General features: G+C 66.2%; 27 protein-coding genes. 6 read left to right on the forward strand and 21 right to left on the reverse strand.

The window, feature by feature from the left end:
* Positions 1-4 precede the first annotated feature (4 nt).
* From rodA to IP92_RS06050, 3 genes are read right to left on the reverse strand one after another with little or no spacing between them, the layout of a single operon-like run.
* Positions 5-1,111 (reverse strand): rod shape-determining protein RodA, encoded by a 1,107-nt coding sequence (gene rodA, locus IP92_RS06045; RefSeq protein ID WP_145873633.1) that lies wholly within the window; start codon positions 1,109-1,111, stop codon positions 5-7.
* Complete coding sequence (locus tag IP92_RS29845; RefSeq protein ID WP_158206685.1) at positions 1,108-1,251, reverse strand: hypothetical protein; 144 nt, start codon at positions 1,249-1,251, stop codon at positions 1,108-1,110. The genes rodA and IP92_RS29845 overlap by 4 nt, the downstream gene beginning before the upstream one ends.
* A gap of 56 nt (positions 1,252-1,307) precedes the next feature.
* Complete coding sequence (locus tag IP92_RS06050) at positions 1,308-1,997, reverse strand: class II glutamine amidotransferase (RefSeq protein ID WP_145873634.1); 690 nt, start codon at positions 1,995-1,997, stop codon at positions 1,308-1,310.
* Between the two features lie 189 nt (positions 1,998-2,186).
* Between IP92_RS06050 and IP92_RS06055 the strand changes: the two genes are divergently transcribed.
* Complete coding sequence (locus IP92_RS06055; RefSeq protein WP_145873635.1) at positions 2,187-3,008, forward strand: EAL domain-containing protein; 822 nt, start codon at positions 2,187-2,189, stop codon at positions 3,006-3,008.
* A gap of 130 nt (positions 3,009-3,138) precedes the next feature.
* Positions 3,139-3,774, forward strand: coding sequence for a YcbK family protein (locus IP92_RS06060; protein ID WP_145873636.1), 636 nt, complete (start codon positions 3,139-3,141; stop codon positions 3,772-3,774).
* 177 nt (positions 3,775-3,951) lie between these two features.
* On the opposite strand, the gene IP92_RS06065 is transcribed toward IP92_RS06060, so the two are convergent.
* On the reverse strand, positions 3,952-4,137 hold the full coding sequence (locus IP92_RS06065) for a DUF3460 family protein (RefSeq protein WP_145873637.1): 186 nt from the start codon (positions 4,135-4,137) through the stop codon (positions 3,952-3,954).
* A 57-nt stretch (positions 4,138-4,194) separates the two neighbouring features.
* Here IP92_RS06065 and IP92_RS06070 point away from each other — a divergent pair, with 57 nt between their 5' ends.
* Positions 4,195-4,599, forward strand: a complete 405-nt coding sequence (locus tag IP92_RS06070) for a hypothetical protein (RefSeq protein WP_145873638.1) — start codon at positions 4,195-4,197, stop codon at positions 4,597-4,599.
* A 189-nt stretch (positions 4,600-4,788) separates the two neighbouring features.
* Positions 4,789-6,999: a putative bifunctional diguanylate cyclase/phosphodiesterase gene (locus tag IP92_RS06075; protein WP_145873639.1), complete on the forward strand. Its 2,211-nt coding sequence runs from the start codon at positions 4,789-4,791 to the stop codon at positions 6,997-6,999.
* A gap of 49 nt (positions 7,000-7,048) precedes the next feature.
* Here IP92_RS06075 and IP92_RS06080 read toward each other — a convergent pair whose 3' ends face one another.
* The 12 genes from IP92_RS06080 to flgB all read right to left on the reverse strand — a co-directional run bounded on the left by IP92_RS06080 (position 7,049) and on the right by flgB (position 17,161).
* Positions 7,049-8,092, reverse strand: coding sequence for a hypothetical protein (locus IP92_RS06080; protein WP_145873641.1), 1,044 nt, complete (start codon positions 8,090-8,092; stop codon positions 7,049-7,051).
* Between the two features lie 18 nt (positions 8,093-8,110).
* Positions 8,111-9,007: a flagellar hook-associated protein FlgL gene (flgL, locus tag IP92_RS06085; RefSeq protein WP_145873643.1), complete on the reverse strand. Its 897-nt coding sequence runs from the start codon at positions 9,005-9,007 to the stop codon at positions 8,111-8,113.
* 12 nt (positions 9,008-9,019) lie between these two features.
* On the reverse strand, positions 9,020-10,390 hold the full coding sequence (flgK, locus tag IP92_RS06090; RefSeq protein ID WP_145873645.1) for a flagellar hook-associated protein FlgK: 1,371 nt from the start codon (positions 10,388-10,390) through the stop codon (positions 9,020-9,022).
* A gap of 96 nt (positions 10,391-10,486) precedes the next feature.
* The gene (locus IP92_RS06095; protein ID WP_145873646.1) at positions 10,487-10,894 is read right to left on the reverse strand and encodes a rod-binding protein; all 408 of its coding nucleotides are present in this window, start codon (positions 10,892-10,894) and stop codon (positions 10,487-10,489) included.
* Positions 10,894-12,003 carry a flagellar basal body P-ring protein FlgI gene (locus IP92_RS06100; RefSeq protein WP_145873647.1) on the reverse strand — a complete coding sequence of 370 codons (1,110 nt, stop codon included), beginning with the start codon at positions 12,001-12,003 and terminating at the stop codon, positions 10,894-10,896. Before IP92_RS06100 ends, IP92_RS06095 begins: the two co-directional genes overlap by 1 nt.
* Positions 12,004-12,010: 7 nt before the next feature.
* A complete protein-coding gene (gene flgH / locus IP92_RS06105; RefSeq protein WP_145873648.1) occupies positions 12,011-12,676 on the reverse strand; it encodes a flagellar basal body L-ring protein FlgH in 666 nt (221 codons plus the stop codon).
* A 20-nt stretch (positions 12,677-12,696) separates the two neighbouring features.
* Complete coding sequence (flgG, locus tag IP92_RS06110; protein WP_199271900.1) at positions 12,697-13,488, reverse strand: flagellar basal-body rod protein FlgG; 792 nt, start codon at positions 13,486-13,488, stop codon at positions 12,697-12,699.
* A 104-nt stretch (positions 13,489-13,592) separates the two neighbouring features.
* Positions 13,593-14,321, reverse strand: coding sequence for a flagellar basal-body rod protein FlgF (flgF, locus tag IP92_RS06115; RefSeq protein ID WP_145873649.1), 729 nt, complete (start codon positions 14,319-14,321; stop codon positions 13,593-13,595).
* Positions 14,322-14,335: 14 nt separating this feature from the next.
* Positions 14,336-15,580, reverse strand: coding sequence for a flagellar hook protein FlgE (locus IP92_RS06120; RefSeq protein WP_145873650.1), 1,245 nt, complete (start codon positions 15,578-15,580; stop codon positions 14,336-14,338).
* A gap of 15 nt (positions 15,581-15,595) precedes the next feature.
* Positions 15,596-16,300 (reverse strand): flagellar hook capping FlgD N-terminal domain-containing protein, encoded by a 705-nt coding sequence (locus IP92_RS06125; protein WP_145873651.1) that lies wholly within the window; start codon positions 16,298-16,300, stop codon positions 15,596-15,598.
* 3 nt (positions 16,301-16,303) lie between these two features.
* A complete protein-coding gene (gene flgC / locus IP92_RS06130) occupies positions 16,304-16,720 on the reverse strand; it encodes a flagellar basal body rod protein FlgC (protein ID WP_145873652.1) in 417 nt (138 codons plus the stop codon).
* 78 nt (positions 16,721-16,798) lie between these two features.
* Positions 16,799-17,161 (reverse strand): flagellar basal body rod protein FlgB, encoded by a 363-nt coding sequence (flgB, locus tag IP92_RS06135; RefSeq protein WP_145873653.1) that lies wholly within the window; start codon positions 17,159-17,161, stop codon positions 16,799-16,801.
* 46 nt (positions 17,162-17,207) lie between these two features.
* Between flgB and flgA the strand changes: the two genes are divergently transcribed.
* Entirely contained in the window at positions 17,208-17,981 is a 774-nt protein-coding gene (flgA, locus tag IP92_RS06140) for a flagellar basal body P-ring formation chaperone FlgA (RefSeq protein ID WP_229418655.1), read from the forward strand.
* 177 nt (positions 17,982-18,158) lie between these two features.
* On the forward strand, positions 18,159-18,779 hold the full coding sequence (locus IP92_RS06145; RefSeq protein WP_145873654.1) for a PEP-CTERM sorting domain-containing protein: 621 nt from the start codon (positions 18,159-18,161) through the stop codon (positions 18,777-18,779).
* Positions 18,780-18,804: 25 nt separating this feature from the next.
* Here the strand turns inward: IP92_RS06145 and IP92_RS06150 are convergent, their stop codons facing one another.
* The 5 genes from IP92_RS06150 to motA are packed head-to-tail and all read right to left on the reverse strand — an operon-like array spanning position 18,805 to position 22,196.
* Positions 18,805-19,581, reverse strand: a complete 777-nt coding sequence (locus IP92_RS06150) for a glycoside hydrolase family 73 protein (protein ID WP_145873655.1) — start codon at positions 19,579-19,581, stop codon at positions 18,805-18,807.
* On the reverse strand, positions 19,568-19,969 hold the full coding sequence (flgN, locus tag IP92_RS06155; protein ID WP_229418656.1) for a flagellar export chaperone FlgN: 402 nt from the start codon (positions 19,967-19,969) through the stop codon (positions 19,568-19,570). The genes IP92_RS06150 and flgN overlap by 14 nt, the downstream gene beginning before the upstream one ends.
* Before the next feature lie 40 nt (positions 19,970-20,009).
* Positions 20,010-20,276 (reverse strand): flagellar biosynthesis anti-sigma factor FlgM, encoded by a 267-nt coding sequence (locus tag IP92_RS06160; protein WP_145873656.1) that lies wholly within the window; start codon positions 20,274-20,276, stop codon positions 20,010-20,012.
* A gap of 38 nt (positions 20,277-20,314) precedes the next feature.
* Positions 20,315-21,304, reverse strand: coding sequence for a flagellar motor protein MotB (locus IP92_RS06165; protein WP_145873657.1), 990 nt, complete (start codon positions 21,302-21,304; stop codon positions 20,315-20,317).
* Entirely contained in the window at positions 21,288-22,196 is a 909-nt protein-coding gene (gene motA / locus IP92_RS06170; protein WP_145873658.1) for a flagellar motor stator protein MotA, read from the reverse strand. The genes IP92_RS06165 and motA overlap by 17 nt, the downstream gene beginning before the upstream one ends.
* Positions 22,197-22,204: the final 8 nt, after the last annotated feature.

The raw sequence follows: 22,204 nt of genomic DNA on the forward strand, positions 1-22,204 counted from the left end.
TTGATCAAAAACGGTGCGCCAGCGCAGCGGATTCGTGCCGTATGGCCAGCAGGATGCCGCAGCCGACGCCGAGCGTCATCAATGCCGTGCCGCCGTAGCTGAAGAACGGCAGCGGCACCCCGACGACGGGGAAGATCGCGCACACCATGCCGATGTTGATGAAGACGTACGTGAACAGGATCATCGTCACGGCGCCGGCCAGCAGGCGCGAGAAGCGGGTTGCCGCACCTGCCGTGATCCGCAGGCCGCGCACGATCAACACGCCGTACAGCGCCAGCAGCGCGACGTTGCCGAGCAGGCCGAATTCCTCGGCGAACACGGAGAAGATGAAGTCCGTCGAACGCTCCGGCACGAAGCCCAGGTGGCCCTGCGTGCCGGCCAGCCAGCCCTTGCCCTGCAGGCCGCCGGAGCCGATCGCGATGCCGGCCTGCTTGATCTGGAAGCCCTTGCCAAGCGGGTCCGAGGCCGGGTCCAGCAAGGTCAGCACGCGGTTGCGCTGGTAGTCGTGCAGCAGCGGCCAGGCCAGCGGCACCGCGGCTATCGCAGCGAGTGCCAGGCCGGCAAAGGCCCGCCACGACAGGCCCGCCAGCACGATCACATAGCAGCCGGCTGCGAGCACGAGCAACGCCGTGCCCAGGTCCGGCTGCTTCATGATCAGGCCGACGGGGACGGCCAGCAGCACGGCGGCCACGGCAAACGCATGGCTGCGCCGCATGGCCTGGAACTGGTGGAAGAACCAGGCCAGCATCAGCGGCATGGCGATCTTCATCAGTTCGGACGGCTGGATGTCGATGCCCACGTGCAGCCAGCGCTGCGCGCCTTTCTTGCTGACGCCGGCAACGAACACGGCCAGCAGCAAGGCGACGCCGGCGCCATAGACGGCCGGCGCCCAGTCGCGTAGCCGCTGCGGCGGCACATTGGCCGCCAGGGCCATGATGCCGACGGCGACAGCGACGTTACGCAGTTGCAGTGCGAAGCGGCCCGGAAAGTCGGCCGCGGCGGAGTACACGGTGGCGAGGCCGGCGGCCAGCAGCAACGCGATCGTCAGCACGAGCAGCGGATCGGCGACCAGCGCGCCGGCGGCGCCGCGCAGGCGGTCGCGCCAGCTCATCGGATGGCCTGCAGCCAGATCAGGCGGGCGGTCAGCAGGGCCATGCCGGCCACGGCGACGATCGCCAGGCTCAGCAGGCGGCGGCGGAAGCGCAGTGTGTCAGTGGAAGATGGGGAAGGGGCATCGTGTGGGGCGCTCATGGCGCGCCATTATACGGCCGCGCTTGCCAAAAAGGACATGCGCGGGCACGGCCGTGTCACGGATACAGCGTGCCGCTGCCGAACGCCTTCAGCTCGCCCGGCGCGAACGCGACCCAGCCTTGCCGGGTGTCGACGGGCTGCGTGGCGATCATCGCGCGGCCGGCGTCGATGCGGTAATGCAGGTGGGTCGAGCAATGGGCGAACAGCGTGTCGCCATTGGACAGGATGAAATTGAACGTGCCGTGCGTGGCGATCTCGGCCGCCACGTCGGCCAGCGCGGCGCGCAGCACGGCGGTATCGGGCGCACCGGCCGGGAAGCGTTCGGCCAGGCGCGACAGCAGGTGGCAGAAGGCCGCCTCGCTGTCCGTGTCGCCGCGCGGTGCGAAGCGGCCGGCCGCGGGCGCGAAGCCCTTCAGGTCGCCATTATGGGCGAAGCACCACGTCAGGCCCCACAGCCGGCGCGCGAACGGGTGGCTGTTCTCCAGCGCGATGCGCCCCTGCGTGGCCTTGCGGATGTGCGCCAGGATGTTGCGGGCGCGCAGCGGGCGGTGGCGAATGCGCGCCGCCAGCGGCGAATCGATCGCGGCGCGGTGGTCCGTGTACAGGCGGCAGCGCTTGCCGCTGTGGAAGGCGATGCCCCAGCCATCCTTGTGCTCGTCGGTGCGGCCACCCCGTTCCGCGAACACGTCGAAGAACGATCCGAGCCCGGCGGGGACGCTGCTGTTCAATCCGAGGAGCTGGCACATGGCGGCAATCGATTCGTTAAGGATGGGTCAACGATACCGCCGGACGCGACGTGCGGGAACGAATCTTTTGCCATATGCTTATGCGGCTCGCGATATGCGCAGCGTGCATAAACAACGGCAAAACGATTCGTTTTCCAAATCAAGGCGGCGCCTTAGGCTTGCCCCATCGTGACTTCGATGGAACCCCCGATGCGCTACCCCGTTCTCGCCCAATACCTTGCCAGGCTGGCCGACCCGGCCGCCACGCCGTCCTCGCTGTGGCTCGACGCTGCCGGCCGTGCCCATGGCCGCTTCTTCAACTGCACGATGACGAGCGTGTTTCATCCGGTGCGCGAGCTGGCCGGTGGCGCCGCCGTCGCCTGCGAAGGCCTGGCGCGCGGTATCTCGGCCGAGGACGAAGGGTTGTCGCTGTGGCGCCTGCTGGAGAACGCGGCAAGCGACGACGAGTCCGTGGAACTCGACCGGCTGTGCCGCATGCTGCATGCGATTAACTTCTTCCGGCAGCCGGAGTGCGACCGGCTCGACCTGCACCTAAACGTGCACGGCCGGCTGCTGTCGGCCGTCAGCAGCAACCACGGCCACGCGTTCCGCCGCATTCTCGATGCGCTCGAGCTGCCGGCCTCACGCATCGTGCTGCAGCTGCCGGCCGCGACGCCGCAACAGAACTGGCTGCTGGGCTATGTGGCGGACAATTACCGCCGCAACGGTTTCCGCTTCGCAGTCAACGTCGGCAGCGCGCAGGAAGGGCTGGCGCTGCTGGAGCGGGTGCGGCCCGACCTGATCCGTGCCGACGCCCGCGCCGCGCGCGATGCGGCCGGCCTGGCACGCCTGCTGGGCGCGGCGGCGGAGCGGGGCGCCCGCGTGCTGTTCCACCACGCCGAGGGCCCGGCCGCGTTGGCCGCGCTCGACGAGATCGCCGCGCTGGCCGGCACCACGCCGCTGGTGCAGGGGTATGCGCTGGACCAGCCCCGCGCCGCACTGCCGGCCACGGCCGTGCTGGCAGCGGCCTGACTTAGAAAAACCTTAAACATGCGCTCTGGACCGCATCCGTTTACGCCACACAGTTAAAGAGCTTTCTCAACTCGCGCCCCGATCGGCTATAGTTACGCTCGAACCCGCTTCATGCATCAACGAGACAGCTATGGCAACGCGCAGAGAATTTCTTCACAAGACGATGGGCATGGCGGCGACGGCCATGGTCGGGGCGCCGCTGGTCGGCGTCGCGCCGGCACGCGCCGCGCAGGACGGCCTGCAGCCGCCGCCGGACATCTTCGACGCCCAGGCCCTGGACCTGGAGTTCTGGATCAAGCCCCGCACCCTGACGGTGACCCGGCCGCAGAGCGGCGAGAAGGCATCGGTGCTGTACTGGAAGGACGGCGAGATCATCGACTCGGCCTACCAGGAACTGTGCCACTTGCTGCGGGACGTGAACGGCAAGGCCCTGGCGCCGATCGACCCGAAGCTGCTGGAGACGCTGTGGGGCGCTCAGGCGTTCGTGGCGCGCTACGGCATCGTCAGCCCGGTCGAGATCCTGTCCGGCTACCGCACCCCCGCATCGAACCAGCGCCTGCGCGAGCAGGGCATCCCTGCGGCACGGCAGTCGCTGCACATGGAAGGCAAGGCAGCCGACGTCCGCATCGCGAACCTGAACGAAGAGGTGCTGGGCGGCCTCGTCAAGAGCTTCCAGCAGGGCGGGGTGGGCTTCTACTACCGCAGCGGCCCGCGCGGTGGGTGGATTCACGCCGACACCGGATTGAAACGGACGTGGAAAGGCTGATGCAAACGGGGAGCATAGCTCCCCGTTTGCATCAGCGCCTGCCTCGCAAGGGCAAAACTGGGGGCTGACCCTGCGCGGCCTGCGCCCGTGCCCGGAGCCGCGGTGCGCACGGAACCCAAAAAAACAAAGGCTGGGGTCAGACCCGGCGGGTCTGACCCCGTGCTCAGCTGCGCTTCATCAGCTGTAGTAATACGGCTTCGTCTGCACCGTATCCCTGCGCTGCCGGTCCACGGCATCCAGGTCCTGTCGGTGATCCCACCAGATCTTCCAGCCGCGTCGCTGTTCGGCCTCGACGCCGGGATGCTCGTCCTTGTAGCGGTTCAGGAATTGCTCGTATTCCGACACATAGCGGGTAAGTTTCATCTTTTCTCCTTTCTTCGGTTACACTGCCGGGCTGATACCGAAAGACCGTACAAGCCCATGCAACACCTCAAAGACGATGGGGCGCCACCGCGGTTCCGCCCCGTGCCGTGGACGGCACTGGAAACGCCGGCCGATGTCGAACTGTGGATCGCCGAGTACAACCTGGCTTTGCAGGAGCACGTCGGCAAGAACGAAACCGGCTACGGGGTGCGCTTCACGCTTGCCGCGGGCGGCGACGTGTACATGCAGACCACCGACAACGCCATCATCCTCGATGTTACGCCGGACGCCGAATGGGTGGCGCCCCTGATCGTCGCGGTAGCCCAGGCGGAGCCGCCGAAGGGCGCGATCTGGGTCCTGCCGGACGATAAACTGGTGCAGCTGATCCTCGGCTTGTCCACCCTCATCGAGAGCACCACGCTCGTCGTCGGCCACAACTTCGGCCGCCGCGGCTCGTGGTAAAACCCCCTGGTAAAACTCTTTTCCAAGCACCCCCGCGCACCCCTGCGCGCGTATGTGCGGGCGCCGCTCGACTTACGCAAACGTGCATGCTAGGCTGATTCGGCGTTCTCGACAGGCGCCAGCGCCGCACCTGGTCGTCATCGAGCACCGCCGCAGCTACGCGCCGTAGCCCGCACGCCCAGGGGTGATATGGATAACCTGCACCACGCGCCGGACACACTGCTCCCGACTCCGCTCGAGCCAGGCTTGCTGCAGGGCTTGCCGCCGGGCCTGCCCGCGGAGTTGTCGCAGGAGAGCCTGCTGGCGGCGCTGGGCGGGCAGGCGCTGGCGCAGCGCCGTGCCACCGGCGTCGACGCCGAACGCACGCTGTTCGACGAGCTGTACCTGCTGTCCCCCGTCGGGGCTTTCCTGCTCGAGCCCGATACGACGATCGCCCAGGTGAACATCACCGGCGCTGACCTGCTCGGCATCGACCGGGCCCGGCCCGGGTCCGAGCGCTTCCGCAGCTACGTCGCACCCCGCTTCCTGCATGATTTCGATGCCTTCGTCGCGCGCGCGCTGGCCAGCGACCAGCCGCAGCGCTGCCAGCTGCAATTGCAGCGCACCCGGGGCGAACGCGGCGCGCCCGTCACGCTGATCGGCTGCGCGGCGGACAGCGCTCTGCGCCTGACGGTCGAGCCGGCGGAAGGGCGGCTGCACGTGCTGGAACACAGCGAGGAACGCTTCCGCCGCATCGTGCAGACGGCCCGCGAAGGCATCTGGGAACTGGACCGGGCCGCCTGCACGGCCTTCGTCAACCCGCGCATGGCCGAGATGCTCGGCTACGCGGTCGAGGAAATGCGCGGCAAGCCGCTGGTGGGCTTCATGGACGCGGAAGGGCGCTCGCTCCTGGAGCGCAACATCGCCCGCCAGCAGCAGGGCGTGCCGGGCCGGCACGAGTTCAAGTTCATGCGCAAGGACGGCGGCGAGCTGTGGGTGCACGTTGCCGCCAATCCCCTGTACGACGCGCACGGCGGCTATCTTGGCGCGCTGGCCCTCGTGTCCGACATCACCGAGCACCGCGAGTCCGCCGAGCTGGCCTGGCAGCAGGCGAACTTCGATGCGTTGACGGGCCTGCCAAACCGGAACATGTTCCAGGAACGCCTGCGCCATGAGATGAAGAAAGTGCGCCGCGAGCGCAGCTTCCTCGCGCTGCTGTTCATCGACCTGGACCAGTTCAAGCAGATCAACGACCGCTTCGGCCACCAGCAGGGCGACGCGCTGCTCGTGCAGGCGGCGGCGCGGCTGGGCGCCTGCATGCGGGCGACGGACACGCTGGCCCGCATCGGCGGCGACGAATTCGTCGCGATCCTGCCCGGCCTCGGCCACGTGCAGGATGCGGAACGGGTCGCGCAGGACATCATCGCCGTGCTGAACCGGCCGTTCGAGCTGGCCGGGGCGCAGCAGGGCCATGTGTCGGGCAGCGTCGGCATCGCGCTGTACCCGTCCGATGCGGCCGATGCGGACGAACTGCTGCGCCATGCGGACCAGGCGATGTACGCGGCCAAGAACGGCGGGCGCAACCGCTACACCTACTTCACCGAAGACATGCAATCGGCGGCGCAGCAGCGCGTGCGGCTGGCGGACGACTTGCGCCGCGCGACCGCGGGCAACGAGTTCGAGCTGTATTACCAGCCGATCGTCAACCTGAAGAGCGGCGTCGTCGAACGGGCCGAGGCGCTGCTGCGCTGGCATCATCCCGAGCGGGGAACGCTGAATCCGGCCGACTTCATCGCCGGCGCCGAATCGGCCGGCGTGCTGATCGAGATCGGCGCCCGCGCGATGCGCCAGGCGGCGGACCAGGTGCTCGCATGGCAGCGCACGCTCGGCCGGCCGTTCCAGATCAGCATCAACATGTCGGCGGCGCAGTTGCGCGACGACGCGCACGGCTGGCTGCGCTACGTGGAAGCGCTGAAGCTGCCGCCGAAAAGCCTCGTCGTCGACCTGCCGGAAGACCTGCTGAACGAGTCAGCCGGCCAGATGCTCGAGCCGGTGCGCCGGCTGCACGCGCTCGGCATGCAGGTGGCGCTCGACGATTTCGGCACGGGCCATTCGGCGCTGGCCCAGCTGAAGGAGTTCGCGATCGATTACCTGAAGATCGACCGCAGCTTCGTTGCCGGCCTGACCAGCAGCGCGCACAACAGCGGCGACCTGGTGCTGTGCGAGGCGATCATCCTGCTGGCGCACAAGCTGGGGCTGGAGGTGGTCGCGGAAGGAGTCGAGACGCCGGCCCAGCTGGCGCTGCTGAAAGATGCCGGCTGCGACTATGCGCAAGGCTATGTGTTCGCCCGGCCGGCACCGGCGGCGGACGTGCTGGCGCTGGCGCGGCGCGGCACGCTCGGGGCGATCGGCGCGGAGTGACGAAAAAAAAAGCTGCCGTCGGCAGCTTTTTCCTTGATGCGCCAGAGGATCAGCGCAGGCTGAGCAGCGACACGACCCGGTCGCGGTTGATTCCGACGAGGGCGGATGTCAGCGCCAGCAGCGACTGGTAGCCTGGTTCCTTGGCGATGCTGGCGAAACGGGTCGCCAGGTCTTCGACGCCGGCCGTCTCGATCTCCGGCATCGAGCTTTCGGCGCGCTGCGTGGCCGCGTTCAGTTCCTGGCGCACCTTCGACAGCGCCGCCTCGACGTGCGACAGCGCCTGCATCACTTGCTGCAGCGTGTTGCGCATCGATTCGATGTCGGTCGTGTCCCAGTTTTCCGGCGCGACCGCGGGCGCTTCCGCCTCGGCCTTCAGCCGGTTCAGCTGGCCGGTCGGGAAGCGGATACCGCTGCCCTGCACGGCGATCGAATCGCGCACCGCGGGCCAGTTGTCTTCCGCCGTCGAGAACACCAGTTCGCCGTTCTGGCCCATCTCGACGCGCACGCCGGCCGGTGCCAGCGCCTGGTCGAAGCGGCCGACGATCTCGTTGTCGGACAGCCCCGGCGACAGGTGCACCGAGCGCAGGCCCTGGGCGCCGCCGCCGACGGACACGGCAAGCGTCTCGCGGGCGCCGTTGCGCAGGTTCTGCAACGTCATGCCGCGTACCGTGAAGCGCTGGCTGGCCGGCGTGCCGGCGCTGAACTTCAGGTTGGCGTCGAGCGTGCCGCCGGATGCCTCGCGGCGGCTCTTCCACGTGTCCGAAAACTGGCGCACGCGTTGTTCGACCTGGCCGTCGCGCATCTGGCGGGCCGCCAGCTTGGTGGCCAGGTCGGTCTTCAGCGCGCGCAGCTGCGCGGCGCTTTGTTCGAGGAAATCCACCGCCTGCTGGGCGCTGGAAATGTCGTTCTGCAGGGGCTGATCCCAGTTGCTCAGCCCGCGCCGCAACGGGGCGGCTTGGGTGGGGCGGGCCGGCTGGTTGACCGACCCCGTATCCTGGGCAGCGCCTGCCAGACCGGCCTGGTCCAGCGGGGTCGTCGAGGCCGACGACTCCGAGCTGATGCCGGTGGTGCTGGAGCGCTGTATGATTTGCATTGCGTTGACGGTACTTCGTTACAGTACGTTAAACAGCGACAAGCTGCTGATCTTGGCATACGACTGATACGTCGCCTGCAAGGCCGTATTGTATCCCGCCAGCTCGGCCGACGCGAGACCGTAATCCAGCCGGGACAGGTCGTTCATGGCCGTGTTGTTCGACAGGCTCACGTTGGCGTGGTTGCTGTCGAGCGTGCTCAAGACGTTCTGCGAGCCGCCCAACTGGGCAATCTTGCCGGCCATGTCGTTCTGCGTGGTTTCGACGAGCTTCATCGAATCGGCCACGAGCGTCTTGATCGGATCCTGCGACGCGTCGGTGGTCGTCACCTTCAGCGCATCGATCGTCTCGGTCAGCTTGTTGAGCAGTGTTTCCAGGCCGCCCAGGTTGACGTTGACGGTCTGCGTGATGCCGTTGCCGACGACGACCTTCTGCTCGCCCGCGTTGCCGGCGTAGCTGTAGGTGGTGCCGTCAAAGGCGATCGGCGGCGTGTTCGTCAGCGTGCCGGAGAACAGGTACTTGCCTTCCTGGTCGCGCGTGTTGGCCGTGTAGACGAGGCTTTCGCGCAGCGACTCCAGGCTGTTCACCATCGACTTCAGGTCGTCCGGCGTGTTGCCGCCGTCGGACGCCCAGACCAGCAGGTCGTGCGCCTCGGTCAGGTCGCCGACCATGCCCTGCACATAGGTTTCGTTCTTCGACAGGCGGATCTTGACGGCCGCGATATTGTCGCGGTACTGGTCGATGATCGCTTCCTCGCGCGTCAGGCGCGAGATGCGCACGTTCGTCACGGGGTCGTCGGACGGGACCATGATGGCCTTGCCGGTCGCCATCTGCTGGGACAGGCGCGAGACCATCGTCTGGTTCAGTTCGAGCGAGCGGTTCATCGTCGCCTGGAACTGGGTGCTGGCAATACGCATCGTGCTACTCCTTTAACCGAACATCGACAAGGTCGCGTCGAACAGATTGTTCGCCACCGCGATCACTTTCATGTTGGCCTGGTACATGTTCTGGAACTCGACGAGGTTCATTGCTTCCTCGTCCTTGTTGACGCCGGACGTCGCCGCCCAGTCGTCCTCCGCCTGGCGGCGGATCGTCGTCGCCGTGTTCAGCAGCGACTTGTTCTGCTGGCTGTCGATGCCCAGCTTGCCCACCAGCTGCGTGTCGGCGTCGCCGATGATCACGGTGCCGACGGAAGGCAGCGTGATCGCCTGGTTCTTGATGTCCACCAGCAGTTGCAGGTTGCTCGAATCGCCCGGCGTGCCGTCCATCGACAGGGCCAGGTTGTCGCTCGTGTAGCCCGGCGTCACGGACAGGATGCCGCCGACGCCGCCGGTGCCCTTGACGAACAGTGGAATGCCGGGATTGCCGGCGCTGTCGGTACCCGCGGCCAGCTGCGTGTTGATCTTGTCAGCCAGTTGCTCGGACATCGACATGATCGATTGCTGCAGCGGCAACAGCGTATTGCGTTCGAAATTGCCCAGGCCGCCCAACTGGCCGCCGATGCGGCTGTCGTCGACGGCGTAGTCGGAGTTGCCGAAGGCGACTTCCATCTTCGGCGTGCCCGAGCTGGTATCCATCTGCAACATGCCCGCCATCGTGCCGACGACGAGCGGCTGGCCCGTCTTCAGCGACACGGTCCGGCTGCCGTCCGGCTGTTCCAGCACCTCGATCGCGGCCAGTTGCGACAGGCTGTCGATCGCCAGGTCGCGCTCGTCGATCAGGCCGGAGGTGTTGGTGCCAAGCGCGCCGGCGGCCGCGATGCTCTTGTTCAGCGAGGCGATGTTCGCCACCAGGGTATTGAACTTCGGCAGGATCGCGTCGCGCTGCTGCTGCACGGAGATCTGCTGGTTGCGGGTGACCTGGTAGATGCTGTTGAAGCTCTCCGCCAGCGCACCGGCTTGGGCCACCACCTGGCCGCGCAGCGGCGCCGACGTCGGCTCCTCGCCCACCGCGTTCAGCGCCTTGAAGAAGTTGTCGATGCCGTTCGACAGGCTCGACTTGTCGTCGCCCATCACCTGTTCCAGCTGGGTCAGGTAAGGCTGCTGCTGCGTGTACTGGCCCAGTTCGGCATTCGAGCGCCACAGCTGCTGGCTCTTGTACGAATCCGAGAAGCGCAGCATGCCGGACAGCTTCACGCCGTAGCCGGCGGACTGGGTACCGATACCGGGTGCGACTGCGGTCAGCAGCACGCCCTGGCGCGTGTAACCCTTCGTCTGCAGGTTGGCGACGTTCTGGCTGGTGGTGTTCAGCGCTGCCTGGGCGGCAACTGCGCCGGACAGTGCGTTGTTAATGATGGTCATGGGCGGATCTTCGTTGAAATAGTCCGCCAGGGCGGGCAGCCTGGCAGTCCTTTGACGTTCTCTTAATTGAACAAGGCGACTGCGCGGCGCCCGGCATTAAGTCTTTGCGGAGTTTTTCTGTGCGGGAATTTGCGCGGCGGGCTGCACGGGAGCAGGGACGGGCGCCGCCGGCAGCAGCTGGCGCAGGATCGCGTCCGCCACGCCGAACGCGCGCTGGTGCGCCATCTGGTCGGCCACCATGCCGTCGGCCATGTCCAGCATGTCGCTGTTGATCGAATTCTTGTAGATGCTGTCCTCGGCGGCCAGTTCCTTCGTCGAGTTGCGCATCTGCTTCAACATGTGGCCGATGAAGAAGCTCTCGAACTTGACGGCCGCTTCTTCGGCCTTCTTGCGGTAAGCGGCTTCCTGCGGGTCGGCCGCCGCCGGGGCGACGACCTGCGGCAGGGCGGCGCTGGCCTGGTCGAGGCCGAGCGTGGGGCCGGCGGGAAGGAGCGGCTTGTCCATCAGATCACCACCAGTTCGCCTTCGATCGCGCCGGCCTGGTCGAGCGCCTGCAGGATCGCCATGATGTCGTCCGGCGTTGCGCCCAGGCTGTTGACGGTATCGATGATCGTCTGCAGCTTGGCGCCCGCGGGCCACTTGAACATCTGGCCGCGGCCCTGGTCCACCGACACGCTCGACTGCGGCGTGACGGCCGTCTGGCCGCCGGCGAACGCGTTCGGCTGGCTGACCTTCGAGCTTTCCGAAATGACCACCTTCAGCGAACCGTGCGTGACGGCCGCGGCCTTCACGCGCAGGCCGTCGGCGATGACGACGGTGCCGGTGCGCGAGTTGAACACGACCTTCGGGTTTTCCTGGCCGATCTCGATCGGCAGTCCTTCCAGCTTGGCCATGAAGGCCACCCGCTGGGTCGGGTTTTCCGGCGCCACGACGGCGACGCTGGTCGCGTCGTCGGTGCTGGCGATGTTGCCGAACTTGCGGTTGATCGAGTCGACGATATTGGTCGCCGTCTCGAAGCTGGGGTGGCGCAGCGACAGGCGCACCGTGTTGTTGGTCGAGAAATCCGTCGGGATCTCGCGCTCGATGATCGCACCGTTCGGTACCCGGCCGGCGGTCGGCGTGTTGACCGTGACGGACGAGCCGCTCTTGCCGGAAGCGTTCAGACCGCCGACGACGACGTTGCCCTGCGCGAGCGCATAGACTTCATTGTCGGCCGCACGCAAGGGCGTCAGCAGCAGCGCGCCGCCGCGCAGGCTTTTCGCATCGCCCAGCGACGACACGGTGACGTCGATCGGCTGGCCGCGGCGGTAACCGGGCGGGAACACGGCCGACACCATCACGGCGGCGACGTTCTTGCTCTTCGCATCGGCGCCGTCCGGCATCTTCACGCCGAACTGCTTCAACATGTTGACGACGGACTGGCTGGCGAATTTCACCTGCGTCGAGTCGCCACTGCCGTTCAGGCCGACGACGAGGCCGTAGCCGACCAGCGGGTTTTCCCGCACGCCTTCGATCGACACGAGGTTGCGCAGCGACTGGGCCGCGTCGGCGGGCAGCGCCAGCAGCAGGGCGCCGGCGGCGGCAAACGATGCAAACAGTTTGGAAAATTTCATGCGCACCTCAGAACGGCATCAGCGGGCCAAGGAAGAAACGCTGCAGCCAGCCCGGGGTGTTCGTGTCGGCCAGCGTGCCCTGCGCCGAGTAGGCGATGCGGGCATTGGCGATGCGCTGCGACGACACCTGGTTGTTCGCATCGATGTCGGCCGCGCGCAGGTAGCCCCGCAGGCGCACGAATTCCTCGCCCTGGTTCAACGTCAATGCTTTTTCGCCGGCCACCTTCAACAGGCCGTTCGGCATCACTTCCTGCACGACGACGGTGATCGCGCCGGTCAGCGCGTTCTGCTGGGTGGCGGTGGCGTCACCCTGGAACGAATGGCCCGCGGACAGGTCGATGCCCGCTTTCGGGAACGTCTTGCCCAGCAGGGATGGCGGCGTGACGGAAATGCCGGAATCCTTGCCCAGCTTGGTGCCGGCGCTCTTCGATGCCTGCGTGGTTTCCTGCAGGATCACCGTGACGACGTCGCCGACGCGGAACGCGCGGCTGTCCGACGTCAGCGACAGGGCCGCATCGGTGGCGAACACGCCTCCGGCCGTGCCGCGCGGCATGGCCGAACGCGTCACCTGCGGCGGCTCGTCGAACGGTCCGGGGCGCACGGGGGCGGGAGAGAGGGAGGCGCAACCGGCCAGCAGCATCGCGGCCATTGCGCACAGTTGCGCTTTGATCATCAAACGAGGTCCTAGAAAAATCAGCGGGCGGCCTGGGCCAGGTACTGCAGCATGTTGTCGGCGGCCGACAGCACCTTCGTGTTCATCTCGTAGGTACGCTGGGCGGCGATCATGTCGACCATCTCCTCGACAACCTGGACGTTCGACGCTTCCAGCGCGCCTTGCTTGAGCTTGCCGAACTGGTTCGTGCCCGGCTGGCCTTCCGTCGGCGCACCGGAGGAGGCCGTTTCAGCAAACAGGTTTTCGCCCAGCGCCTGCAGGCCGGCCGGGTTGATGAACGTGGTCAAGGTCAGCTGGCCCAGCTGCTGCGGCGCGGCATTGCCCGGAATGGTCGCGGACACGACGCCGTTTTCGCCGATCGTGATCGACGTCGCGCCCGGCGGCACGGTGATCTGGGGAACAATCGGCAAGCCTTGCGCGTTGATCAGCGTACCGTTCGCATCGAGGCCCAGCTGGCCGGCACGGGTATAGCCCGCTTCGCCGTTGGGACGCTGCACCTGCAGGAAGCCGTTGCCGAGCACGGCCACGTCGTACTGGTTGCTGGTGATCTGCGTGCTGCCGGTCGTGAACACCTTCTGGGTGCCGACCATGTGGGTACCGTTACCCAGCTGCACGCCGGTCGGCGCCAGCGTGTTGTTGTCGGCGCGCTGCGCACCCGGCTGGCCTTCGACCGAGTAGAACAGGTCTTCGAACACGACGCGGTCTTTCTTGAAGCCGACCGTGTTGGCGTTGGCCAGGTTGTTGGCGATCGCTTGCAGCTTCGCGTCCTGGGCTTGCACGCCGGTCTTGCTGATCCACATTGCGGGATTCATCGATTACTCCTGGGTATATGCTGTAAGCCGGTCTACGGCAATCCGTGCGGCAACTTTAGTGCTGTAGGGAAAATTCGGGAAAAAACCGGGCAAAATCATCGACTTCAGCCGCCGATCAGGCGGTTGCCGGCCTGGGTCATGTCGTCCGCGGCCTTGAACAGTTTCATCTGCACTTCGAAGGTCCGGGTCAGGCTCATCGTGGCAACCATCTCCTCGACGGCGGACACGTTCGACCCTTCCAGGTGGCCGGCGCGCACGTTGACCGTGTTATCGGTCGGCAGCGGCTGGCCGTCGCGGGCGACGATCAGGCCCGCTTCGTTCTTGGTCAGCTCGCTGCCTTCGGCCTTCACGAGCTTCAGCTTGTCGATGACCTGCATTTCGCCCCGGCCGCCGGGGCTCTGGATCGACACGGTGCCGTCCTGGCCGATCTCGACCTTGCTGTAGATCGGCAACGTGATCGGGCCGCCTTCGCCCAGGATCGGCATGCCGTTAACCGTCATCGTGCCGTTGGCATCGAGCGTGATCGCGCCGGCACGGGTGTACGCCTCGCCGGTCGGGCCGTCGACGGCGAAGTAGCCGTTGCCGGAAATCGCCACGTCCAGGTCGCGGCCGGTAGCGCGGAGCGTGCCTTGCTTGGCCGAGATCGCGTTGGCCTGCAGCGCCGACATGTGGCGGTCGTCGTAGCCGTAGCCCGGCGCCGTCTGCGCCGTCGCCAGCTCCAGGTTGGCGCGGAAGCCTGCCGTGTCCGAGTTCGCGAGGTTGTTCGCGTGTACCTGCTGGCCCCGCAGGGCCCGCTCGGCACCGCTCATCGCGGTATAGATCAATGCGTCCATGGTTCAGCCGTCGCTTACAGGGCCTGCATCAGCGACTGCAGCATCTGGTTTTCCGTCGTGATCACTTTCGAGTTCGCCTGGTAGTTACGCTGCGAGCCCATCAGGTTGACCAGTTCCGACGTGATGTCGACGTTCGAGCCTTCCAGCGAGGACACCGCCAGGCTGCCGGCATTGCCGCGGCCGGGCTCGCCTTCGTTCGCGGCGCCCGAGGCGGCCGATGCGGTCCAGCTCGTGTCGTTCACGGGCGTCAGGCCGTCTTCGTTCTTGAACGTGGCCAGCGCGACGATGCCCACTTGCTGCTTCTGGCCGTTCGAGTACTTGGCGATGACGGAGCCGTCGGCGCCCAGTTCGACACCGACGTAGCTGCCGGCCGCGTAACCGTCGGCGGCGTTGGTCGACGTCGTCGCTTCGCCTTTCTGGAACGTCGTGCCCGTGAAGTCGATCGTGATCTCGGAAGCTTCCGCATCCTTGCCGGTGAACTTCAGCGTGTTCGTGACCTTGGTTGCCGGGGCGGTCACGACCAGCTGGCCGGTCGTGTCGAAGGTCAGCGTGGCTTCGCCGCCGTCGGTAGGCGGGAGCTGTACGCCGTCGACCGAGGTGCGGACCTGCACGGTACGGGCGGCTGCATCGTCGGCGAAGAAGTACTGCGTTACAGTGTGCGAATTGCCCAGCGAGTCATACGCCAGCGTCACTTTCGACATGCTGTACGTGGACGGATCGGCCACCACCGGCGGCGTCGCGGCCGCATTCGGCGGCACCCAGCCTGCCGCAGGCATCACCGGCCAGTCGGCCGACAGGTTGGCGGTGAAGTCGATCGCGGTGCTCGGGCTGGCTTTCAGCAGGCCGGTCGGGACCGTCAGGTCGCCCAGCGTGCCCTTGGTACCGGACGGCTGCGCCACCGGGTAGCCCTGCACGCGGCGGCCGGCGCTGTCGACCAGGTAATCGTTCGCATCTTTCGTGAAGATGCCGACACGGCTGTACACGGTCTCGCCGGTGCTCGTCTTGCTGATGAAGAAGCCCTTGCCGTCGATCGACGCGTCCAGTGAGCGGCCCGTGTTCAGCACGCCGCCGGTCAGGCCGATGTTCTGCGTCGTCGAACCGATCTGCGTACCGGTCGGCTGGCTGCCGGCGTACATCGACGAGAAGTTCGCGCGCTGGGCCTTGTAGCCGTAGGTGCCGGCGTTGGCGATGTTGTTCGAAATGCTGGACAGCTGCTCGTTGATGGCCTGGATGCCGGACAGTGCGATATTAAAACTCATGGCGGAGTCCTTCCGTTAAAGGGTTTTGTTGGCAGCGCCGGCAGCGGCGACAGCGGTGGAGTTGGATTTACCGTTGAATCCGGTAATTGCGCTCGGTGCGACTTCGCCAACGTTGGCGACGTTCAGCACAATGCTGCCGGTCGAGCTCAGGCGTACACTGTTCAGGCGGCCGGTGAGATCCACCGGCGGTTCCTCGCCCGACGACGTGACGACCTTCATCTTGTACGTTCCCGCCGGCAAGCCCATCGCCGTCGGGTCGATCGAGAACGGGGTGCTGCCCGCGGACAGCGGGCCCAGTGCCAGTTCATGGTTGACGCCGTCGGCGCCGGTCAGCACCAGGGTCGTCTTGCTGCTGTTCGAGGACAAGGTCACGGCGCCGCCCACCTTTGCGCCATCCAGCTTGACGTCGCTGGCGGCCACCATCACGTCCGACCCCACCTGCGCGCCCAGGCTCAGCACCTGCATGCTCTGCAGCACGCTCGTGTTGTTGCTGGTCAGGCTCGCCAGGTTCTGCAGCGCCTCGGTCTGCGACAGCTGCGTCAGCTGCTGGACGAATTGCGACGGATCGGACGGCGACAGCGGGTCCTGGTTCTGGATCTGCGCGACCAGCAGCTTGGTGAACATCTCCTGGCTTTCGCTGGTGCCGTTGGCCAGCGGCGTGGCGCCGTTGGCGGTGGAGGCGGCGCCGCTGGCCGTATTCGTGAACAGATTGGTTTCCATGGATTACATTTCGCCCAGTTTGAGGAGGGATTGCTGCATCGAGCGGATGCGGCCCAGTACTTCGACGTTTGTCTCGAAGGCGCGCGAGGCGGACATCATGTCCGTCATCTCGGCCACCTGGTTGACGTTCGGATAGAACACCATGCCCTCGGCGTTCGCCATCGGGTTGTCCGGCTCGAACACCTTGCGCAGCGGCTCGGCGCTCTCGACCACGTCGAGCACCTGCACGCGGCCGCCGTTGGCCGCGTTCGGGCCTTCGTTCATCACCGCGGCGAAAACCGGCTTGCGCGCGCGATAGGTTTCGTTCTCGTTGCCGGAGACGGAATCGGCGTTGGCGAGGTTCGACGCCACCGTGTTCAGGCGCACCGTCTGCGCCGCCATCGCCGAACCGGCGATCTGGGAAATATCCTTGAAGCTCATAGCACTACTCCTGCAGCCTGGTTGGTTGCTGGCTTATCGGCCGGCAATCCGATTTTCTTGATGGTATCTTTTGACCACTTATTGACCATTGATGGCTTTGGCCAGCCCGCGCAGCTTCATGTTGATGAAGGTGAGGCTGGTCTGGAAGTCGGTGGCGTTCTGCGAGAACGCGGCCTGTTCCACGCCGATCTCGACGGTGTTGCCGTCCGTCGTCGGGTGGTAGGGCACGCGGTACAGCGGGTCGCCGTCCGACAGCAGCGACAGGCCGCCTTCGGCCTCCGACTGGACTTGTGCCATCGACGCGGCGAAGTCCATGTCCTGGGCCTGGTAGCCCGGCGTGTTTTCGTTGGCGATGTTCGACGCCAGGATGCGGGTCCGTTCCGACCGCAGGTGCAGCGCATCGGCGTGGACGCCGGTCGCTTCTTTGAAATTGATTCCCACTGTTAATCTCCCTGTGTTTCCTGTCGCCTTACATAGAGGGCTGCCCATGTACAATGACGACCGCCGGAGCTTGTTCCCGGCTGCTGCCATCCATCCAAAGGTATTGCCCATGCTCAACAAACGCATTGTAACCCGGTTTTTCGCTCTGTTGCTCATCGGAACGACCAAGTTTTCCGTGGCAGCTCCGGTGACGTTGGACCAGCTTGTCGCCCAAGTGCAACAGGCCGCGCAGGCGCAGTTGAAAAGGCATGCCGAGCTGGCAAATTGGGTCGAGCCGCAGTTCACGGTCGACGTTGTCCGTAATACCAGGCCGATCGGCGCATGCAGCCAGGCTCCCAGAGTGGAAGCGCAGGATGTGCGGCAGCCGGGCCGGATGCGCTTCGTGGCAATCTGTCCAGACCAGGGTGGCTGGCGTTACGAATTCGTCACGCGTGCCAAGATCTCCGCCAGGGTGGCCGTTGCGGCAACTGACTTGCCTGCAGGGAAAACCCTGTCCGCCGACGATGTGTCGCTCGAGCGCAACGACATCAGCAATATCCCCGACAGTTTTTCCGATCTGACGGCCGTTCAGGAGATGGCCACGCGCCGCACGATCCGCGCCGGCGACGTTTTCCGGCCCAATATGCTCGTGGCGCCGACGCTGGTGAAGCGCGGCGACGCGGTGCGCATCGTCGCCAAGCGCGACCAGATCGAGGTCAGCATGGCCGGCGAAGCGCTCGACCCCGGCAGCAGGGGCGCGACGATCCGCGTCAAGAACGCCAGCGGCGTGACGATCCGCGCCCGGGTGACGGAGCAGGGCCAGGTGGAACCGGCCGACTAAAGGCCGGATTGACTGCTGAGTCAAAGCAACTTTTGTTGGAAAATCAGACACTTATGGCGTGATCAAAACGCTGTCGCGTTGTGCTCTCCCCAGCTGGGGCCGGCTGCTAAGTTGAATACGCATGCCAAGCCCGGCATGCCGCGCCGGCGAGTCCGGTAATCAATCGGGGAGCACAACATGAAAACGCTGTTACAGAGAGTGGCCGCCGTTGCGGCCATGCTGGCCTTTGCGCTGAACGCGTCAGCCGCCATCGGCAGCGCCGGCGCGGCCGACGTCACGCTGGCGGGCCAGCCCGCGGACGCCTTTGCCTATCAGGATGGGTGGAATCCCCATGCCGGTCCCGGCGGCGACACGAGCGGCTTCGGCACCGCGTTCGACGGCCTGGGCGCCGGTCCGTTCACGCTGCTGGACCGCTACGACCATACGGATGGCTTCAGCAACACCGGCATGCTGACCTACACCTTCACGGAAACGACCGGCACGAGCGGCATGTGGTCGGTGACGAACACCAGCGCCACGCAGATGGTCACGCTGGACCTCGTGTTCGCGATCCATGCGGGCAACCAGGGCGGCGCCTGGCTGTTCGACGATCAAATGATCATGCCGGGCGCAACGCTGACGGGCGACTGGCGGATCCTGTGGACGGTAGGGCAGGGGAATCATCCGGATTTCTCGAACCTGACGCTGTTCGGTCGCGACATCGCCACGACGCCGGTACCGGAGCCGCAAGCGCCGGCGATGCTGCTGGCCGGGCTGGCGTTGACGGCGCTGGCGCTGCGCCGCGGGCGGCGGCGCTGATGGGCAGTGGCGCGCGGGTGGCTGGTCAGTAGTCCGTGCGCGCGATCTTCGCGGCCAGTTTCGACAGTTTTTGCGCGTAGGCCGGGTCGGTTGCGTAACCGCCGCGGGCCAGGCCGGTGGCGAACGCGTGCGCGTCGTTGCCGGCGCCCAGCGCCTTCTGGTAGCGCGGATTGCTGGCCAGCAGTTCGGCGTAGTCGCGGAACGCAGTGGCCTGGTCCGGGTAGCTGCGGAACTTCTCGACTTTCTTCACCGCCGCGCCGTGTTCGTATTCATGCGTGACGTTGGCCGCCACGTCGCCCTGCCACTGGCTGCCGGCCTTGATGCCGAAGAGGTTGTTCGAGCTTTCCGTGCCGTTCTTCAAAGGCCGCTGGCCCCAGCCGGACTCGAGCGCAGCATGGGCGGCGACGATGTCCGGCGACACGCCCAGCTTTTCGCCCGCTTCCTCGGCGTACGGCCGGATCGATGCGAGGAACTGCTGCTGGGCGTCGCCATCGACGCCGGCAGCGTCCTCGGGCGCCGTCGTGCCGCCGATCGCGGTGGCCGACAGGCGGGCACGCAGCGCGGCGCCGTCGGCCGTCAGCGGCGTCGCCGCATCCGGTGCGGTCGTGCCGCCGCCGTTCGCGATGAATGCCGCCACGTCGCTCTGCACCTGGCGGAATGCGGCCGGGAAGCCGGCACCGGCACCGGCACCGCCGCCGGAGAATTCGGCGGGCAGGGCGGGGCGGGCGGACGTCATGTTCGACACCGTGGCCGCGGTGGCCTGGGTCGGCAGCGTCGAGAAAGTAAAATCAGGCCGGTTCATAGGTCTGGTCTTCGCCATGCAGCACGCGCTGCATGATCGTGTATTGCTCGGCGAGCAGCTCGCCGTTGCGTTTGCCGGCAGCTTTCGCCGCCAGCACCATCTGTTCCAGCGCCTTCCAGTCCGACTCGACGCGGGTGCGCGATTCGGGACGCAGCAGCGCGAACACGCGCTCGATCGCCGGCTGCGGCCCCGTCAGGCGCGTGGCCAGTTCCACGCGGCGGGCGCGGCGCGCCTCCAGCGTGTCGACCAGCGTACCGATCGCCGCGGCGATTTCGCCCAGGCGTTCCTGCTGGTGGTGGATGGCGGCCTGGAATTGCTGGGCCAGCAGGTCCAGCAACGCGCGGTAACCCGCCTGGTCGTCGGCCACGCCTTGCAGGAATTGCTTCATGGCGTCCTGGCGCGACATCGCTGCGACAGCATTCACTTGCTCAACCCCCGTGGAAGCGCTGGATCACGCCGGCCAGCTTGCCGGCATTGAACGGCAGTTCGCCTTTCGCGAGGGCGTCGCGCAGCATCGCCACTTTCTCGTGATCGAAGTCCGGCAGCTCCTTCATCGCCTGCACGGCGGGCTGGAGCACGGACGATTGCAGGGCTTCCCGCGCCGCCGGAGCGACAGCCTTCGGTGCCTCGGCCGGGCTGGTCTCGGTCACGGTCTGTACCGCGATCGCGCCCGGGCTTGAACTGGTAATGCGCATACGTTGGCCTCTTGCCTTGGTTTCAATTGCCATGTCCGTTACCTTCCACCCGGCAGCAGCTTGTCGCGCAACTGCCGCAGTTCGCCTTTGTCTTCGTTCGACTCCGGCAGTTCCGTATCGGCATCCGGACCGAGCGCCTGACGCTCGCCAGGCATGCCGAACATGTTCGCCACGGCGGTCGCCTGGTTTTTCGTCAGGACCAGCAATTCGATGCGGCGGTTCACGCCTGCCGAGGCATGTTTCGTGTCGAGCGGTGCGCGGTCGGCCATGCCAACCACCTGCAGGATGCTGTCGGCAGGCATGCTGCCGGCAAGCAGTTGAGCCCGCGCGGACATGGCGCGGTTCGACGACAGGTTCCAGTTCGAGAATGCCGAGTGGCCGGTATCCGCATATTGTAACGAATCCGTGTGGCCAACGATCAGCATTTGATTGTTCATGCGCGCAAACAACGGTCCCATCTTGCGCAGCAGCTGCTGGAACTTGCCCGTCGGGATGGCGCTGCCCCGTACGAACATGCCTTGTCTGTCGGTATCGTGCAACATGACACGCAGACCATACGGCGTCACGATCGATTCCAGGTTGCTGGAAAGGCCAGCATCCTGGCTCATCTTTTGCAAAGCCTTGGCGAGCAGTTGCAGGTCTTCCTTGGTTTCGTAGCTGACTTTCGACGGCGCCTGTTGCGGGTTCTGCTTGGTGCTTTGCTCTTCCTTGCCCTGCACGTCGGCATTGCCGGTGCGGGGCATCGGCAGCCGATCGATCAGGCTGCCGCGCGGGCCGCCGATCTGCTCGGGCATCACGCCCTTGCCCTGGTCGGTACGGTTGCCGTCCGATTCGGTCAGGATCTGCTGCAGGCTTTCGGTATTGCGCGAGGCCATCAGCCACAGCACGAGGAACAGACACATCAACGCCAGGCAGAAGTCCGCGAACGCCACCTTCCATGCGCCACCGTGCTCGTCATGCGCGTGCTTGCCGCCGCCGCGCTTGACGATCGTGGTTTCATGGTGCTTGTCGTTATGCGGCTTTAGCACGGCCACCTCCTCGGCGATCGTCGCCGCTGTCGCGGCCTTCCATCGCGTTGATCCAGCTTTCCAGCTGGGCGAAGCTCGGCTTCGTGTTCAGCTGCACGAGGCGGCGGCCCGCGTCGATCGCCAGCAGGGCCGGCTTGCCGGCCACGTGCGTCACCAGCACGACCTTGACGGATTCCAAGGTCGAGGCTTCCTCGCCGACGAGCTGCTTCATCATGTTCGACAGCGGATCGAGCAGGCCGTAGCACAGGAAGATACCGATGAAGGTACCGACCATCGCCGCACCGACGTGCTCGGCGATCTCGCCGGACGTCGCGCCTTCGCCGACGCTGCCCATCGTGATCACGATGCCCAGCACGGCCGCCAGAATACCGAAGCCCGGCATCGCCTCGCCGATCTTGTTCAGCGACTTCGCCGGCTGCGTCAGCTCTTCGTGGATCAGTTCCAGTTCCTGGTCCAGCACGCCTTCGAGCTCGTGGGCGTTGATCTTGCCCATTGCCATCAGGCGGAAGTTGTCGACGATGAACGCCAGCAGCTTCGGCTCTTCCAGCACCAGCGGGTAGCGCTGGAAGATCGGGCTGTCCTTCGGTGCCTCGACGTGCGCGTCCAGCGCCTTCAGGCCGCCGGCCGCCAGTTGCAGCAGCTCGTACATCAACAGCAGCAGCTGGCGCTGGAATTCCGAATCGTACTTCTTGCGGATGATGATTTTCTTCAGCTGGTGGGCCAGCTCGTGCAGCACGTGGCCGGGATTGCCCAGCACCAGCGCGCCGGTGCCGGCGCCCGCGATGACGAGCAGCTCGATCGGCTGCCAGATCGCGTGGAAGGCGCCGCCCATCAGCGTGTAGCCGCCGAAGACGCTGCCGAGAATGATGAGAATGCCGATAATTTGCTGCATGGTGTAAT

Origin of the sequence: Pseudoduganella flava (genome assembly GCF_007830495.1) — a bacterium.
GTDB lineage: Bacteria > Pseudomonadota > Gammaproteobacteria > Burkholderiales > Burkholderiaceae_D > Rugamonas > Rugamonas flava.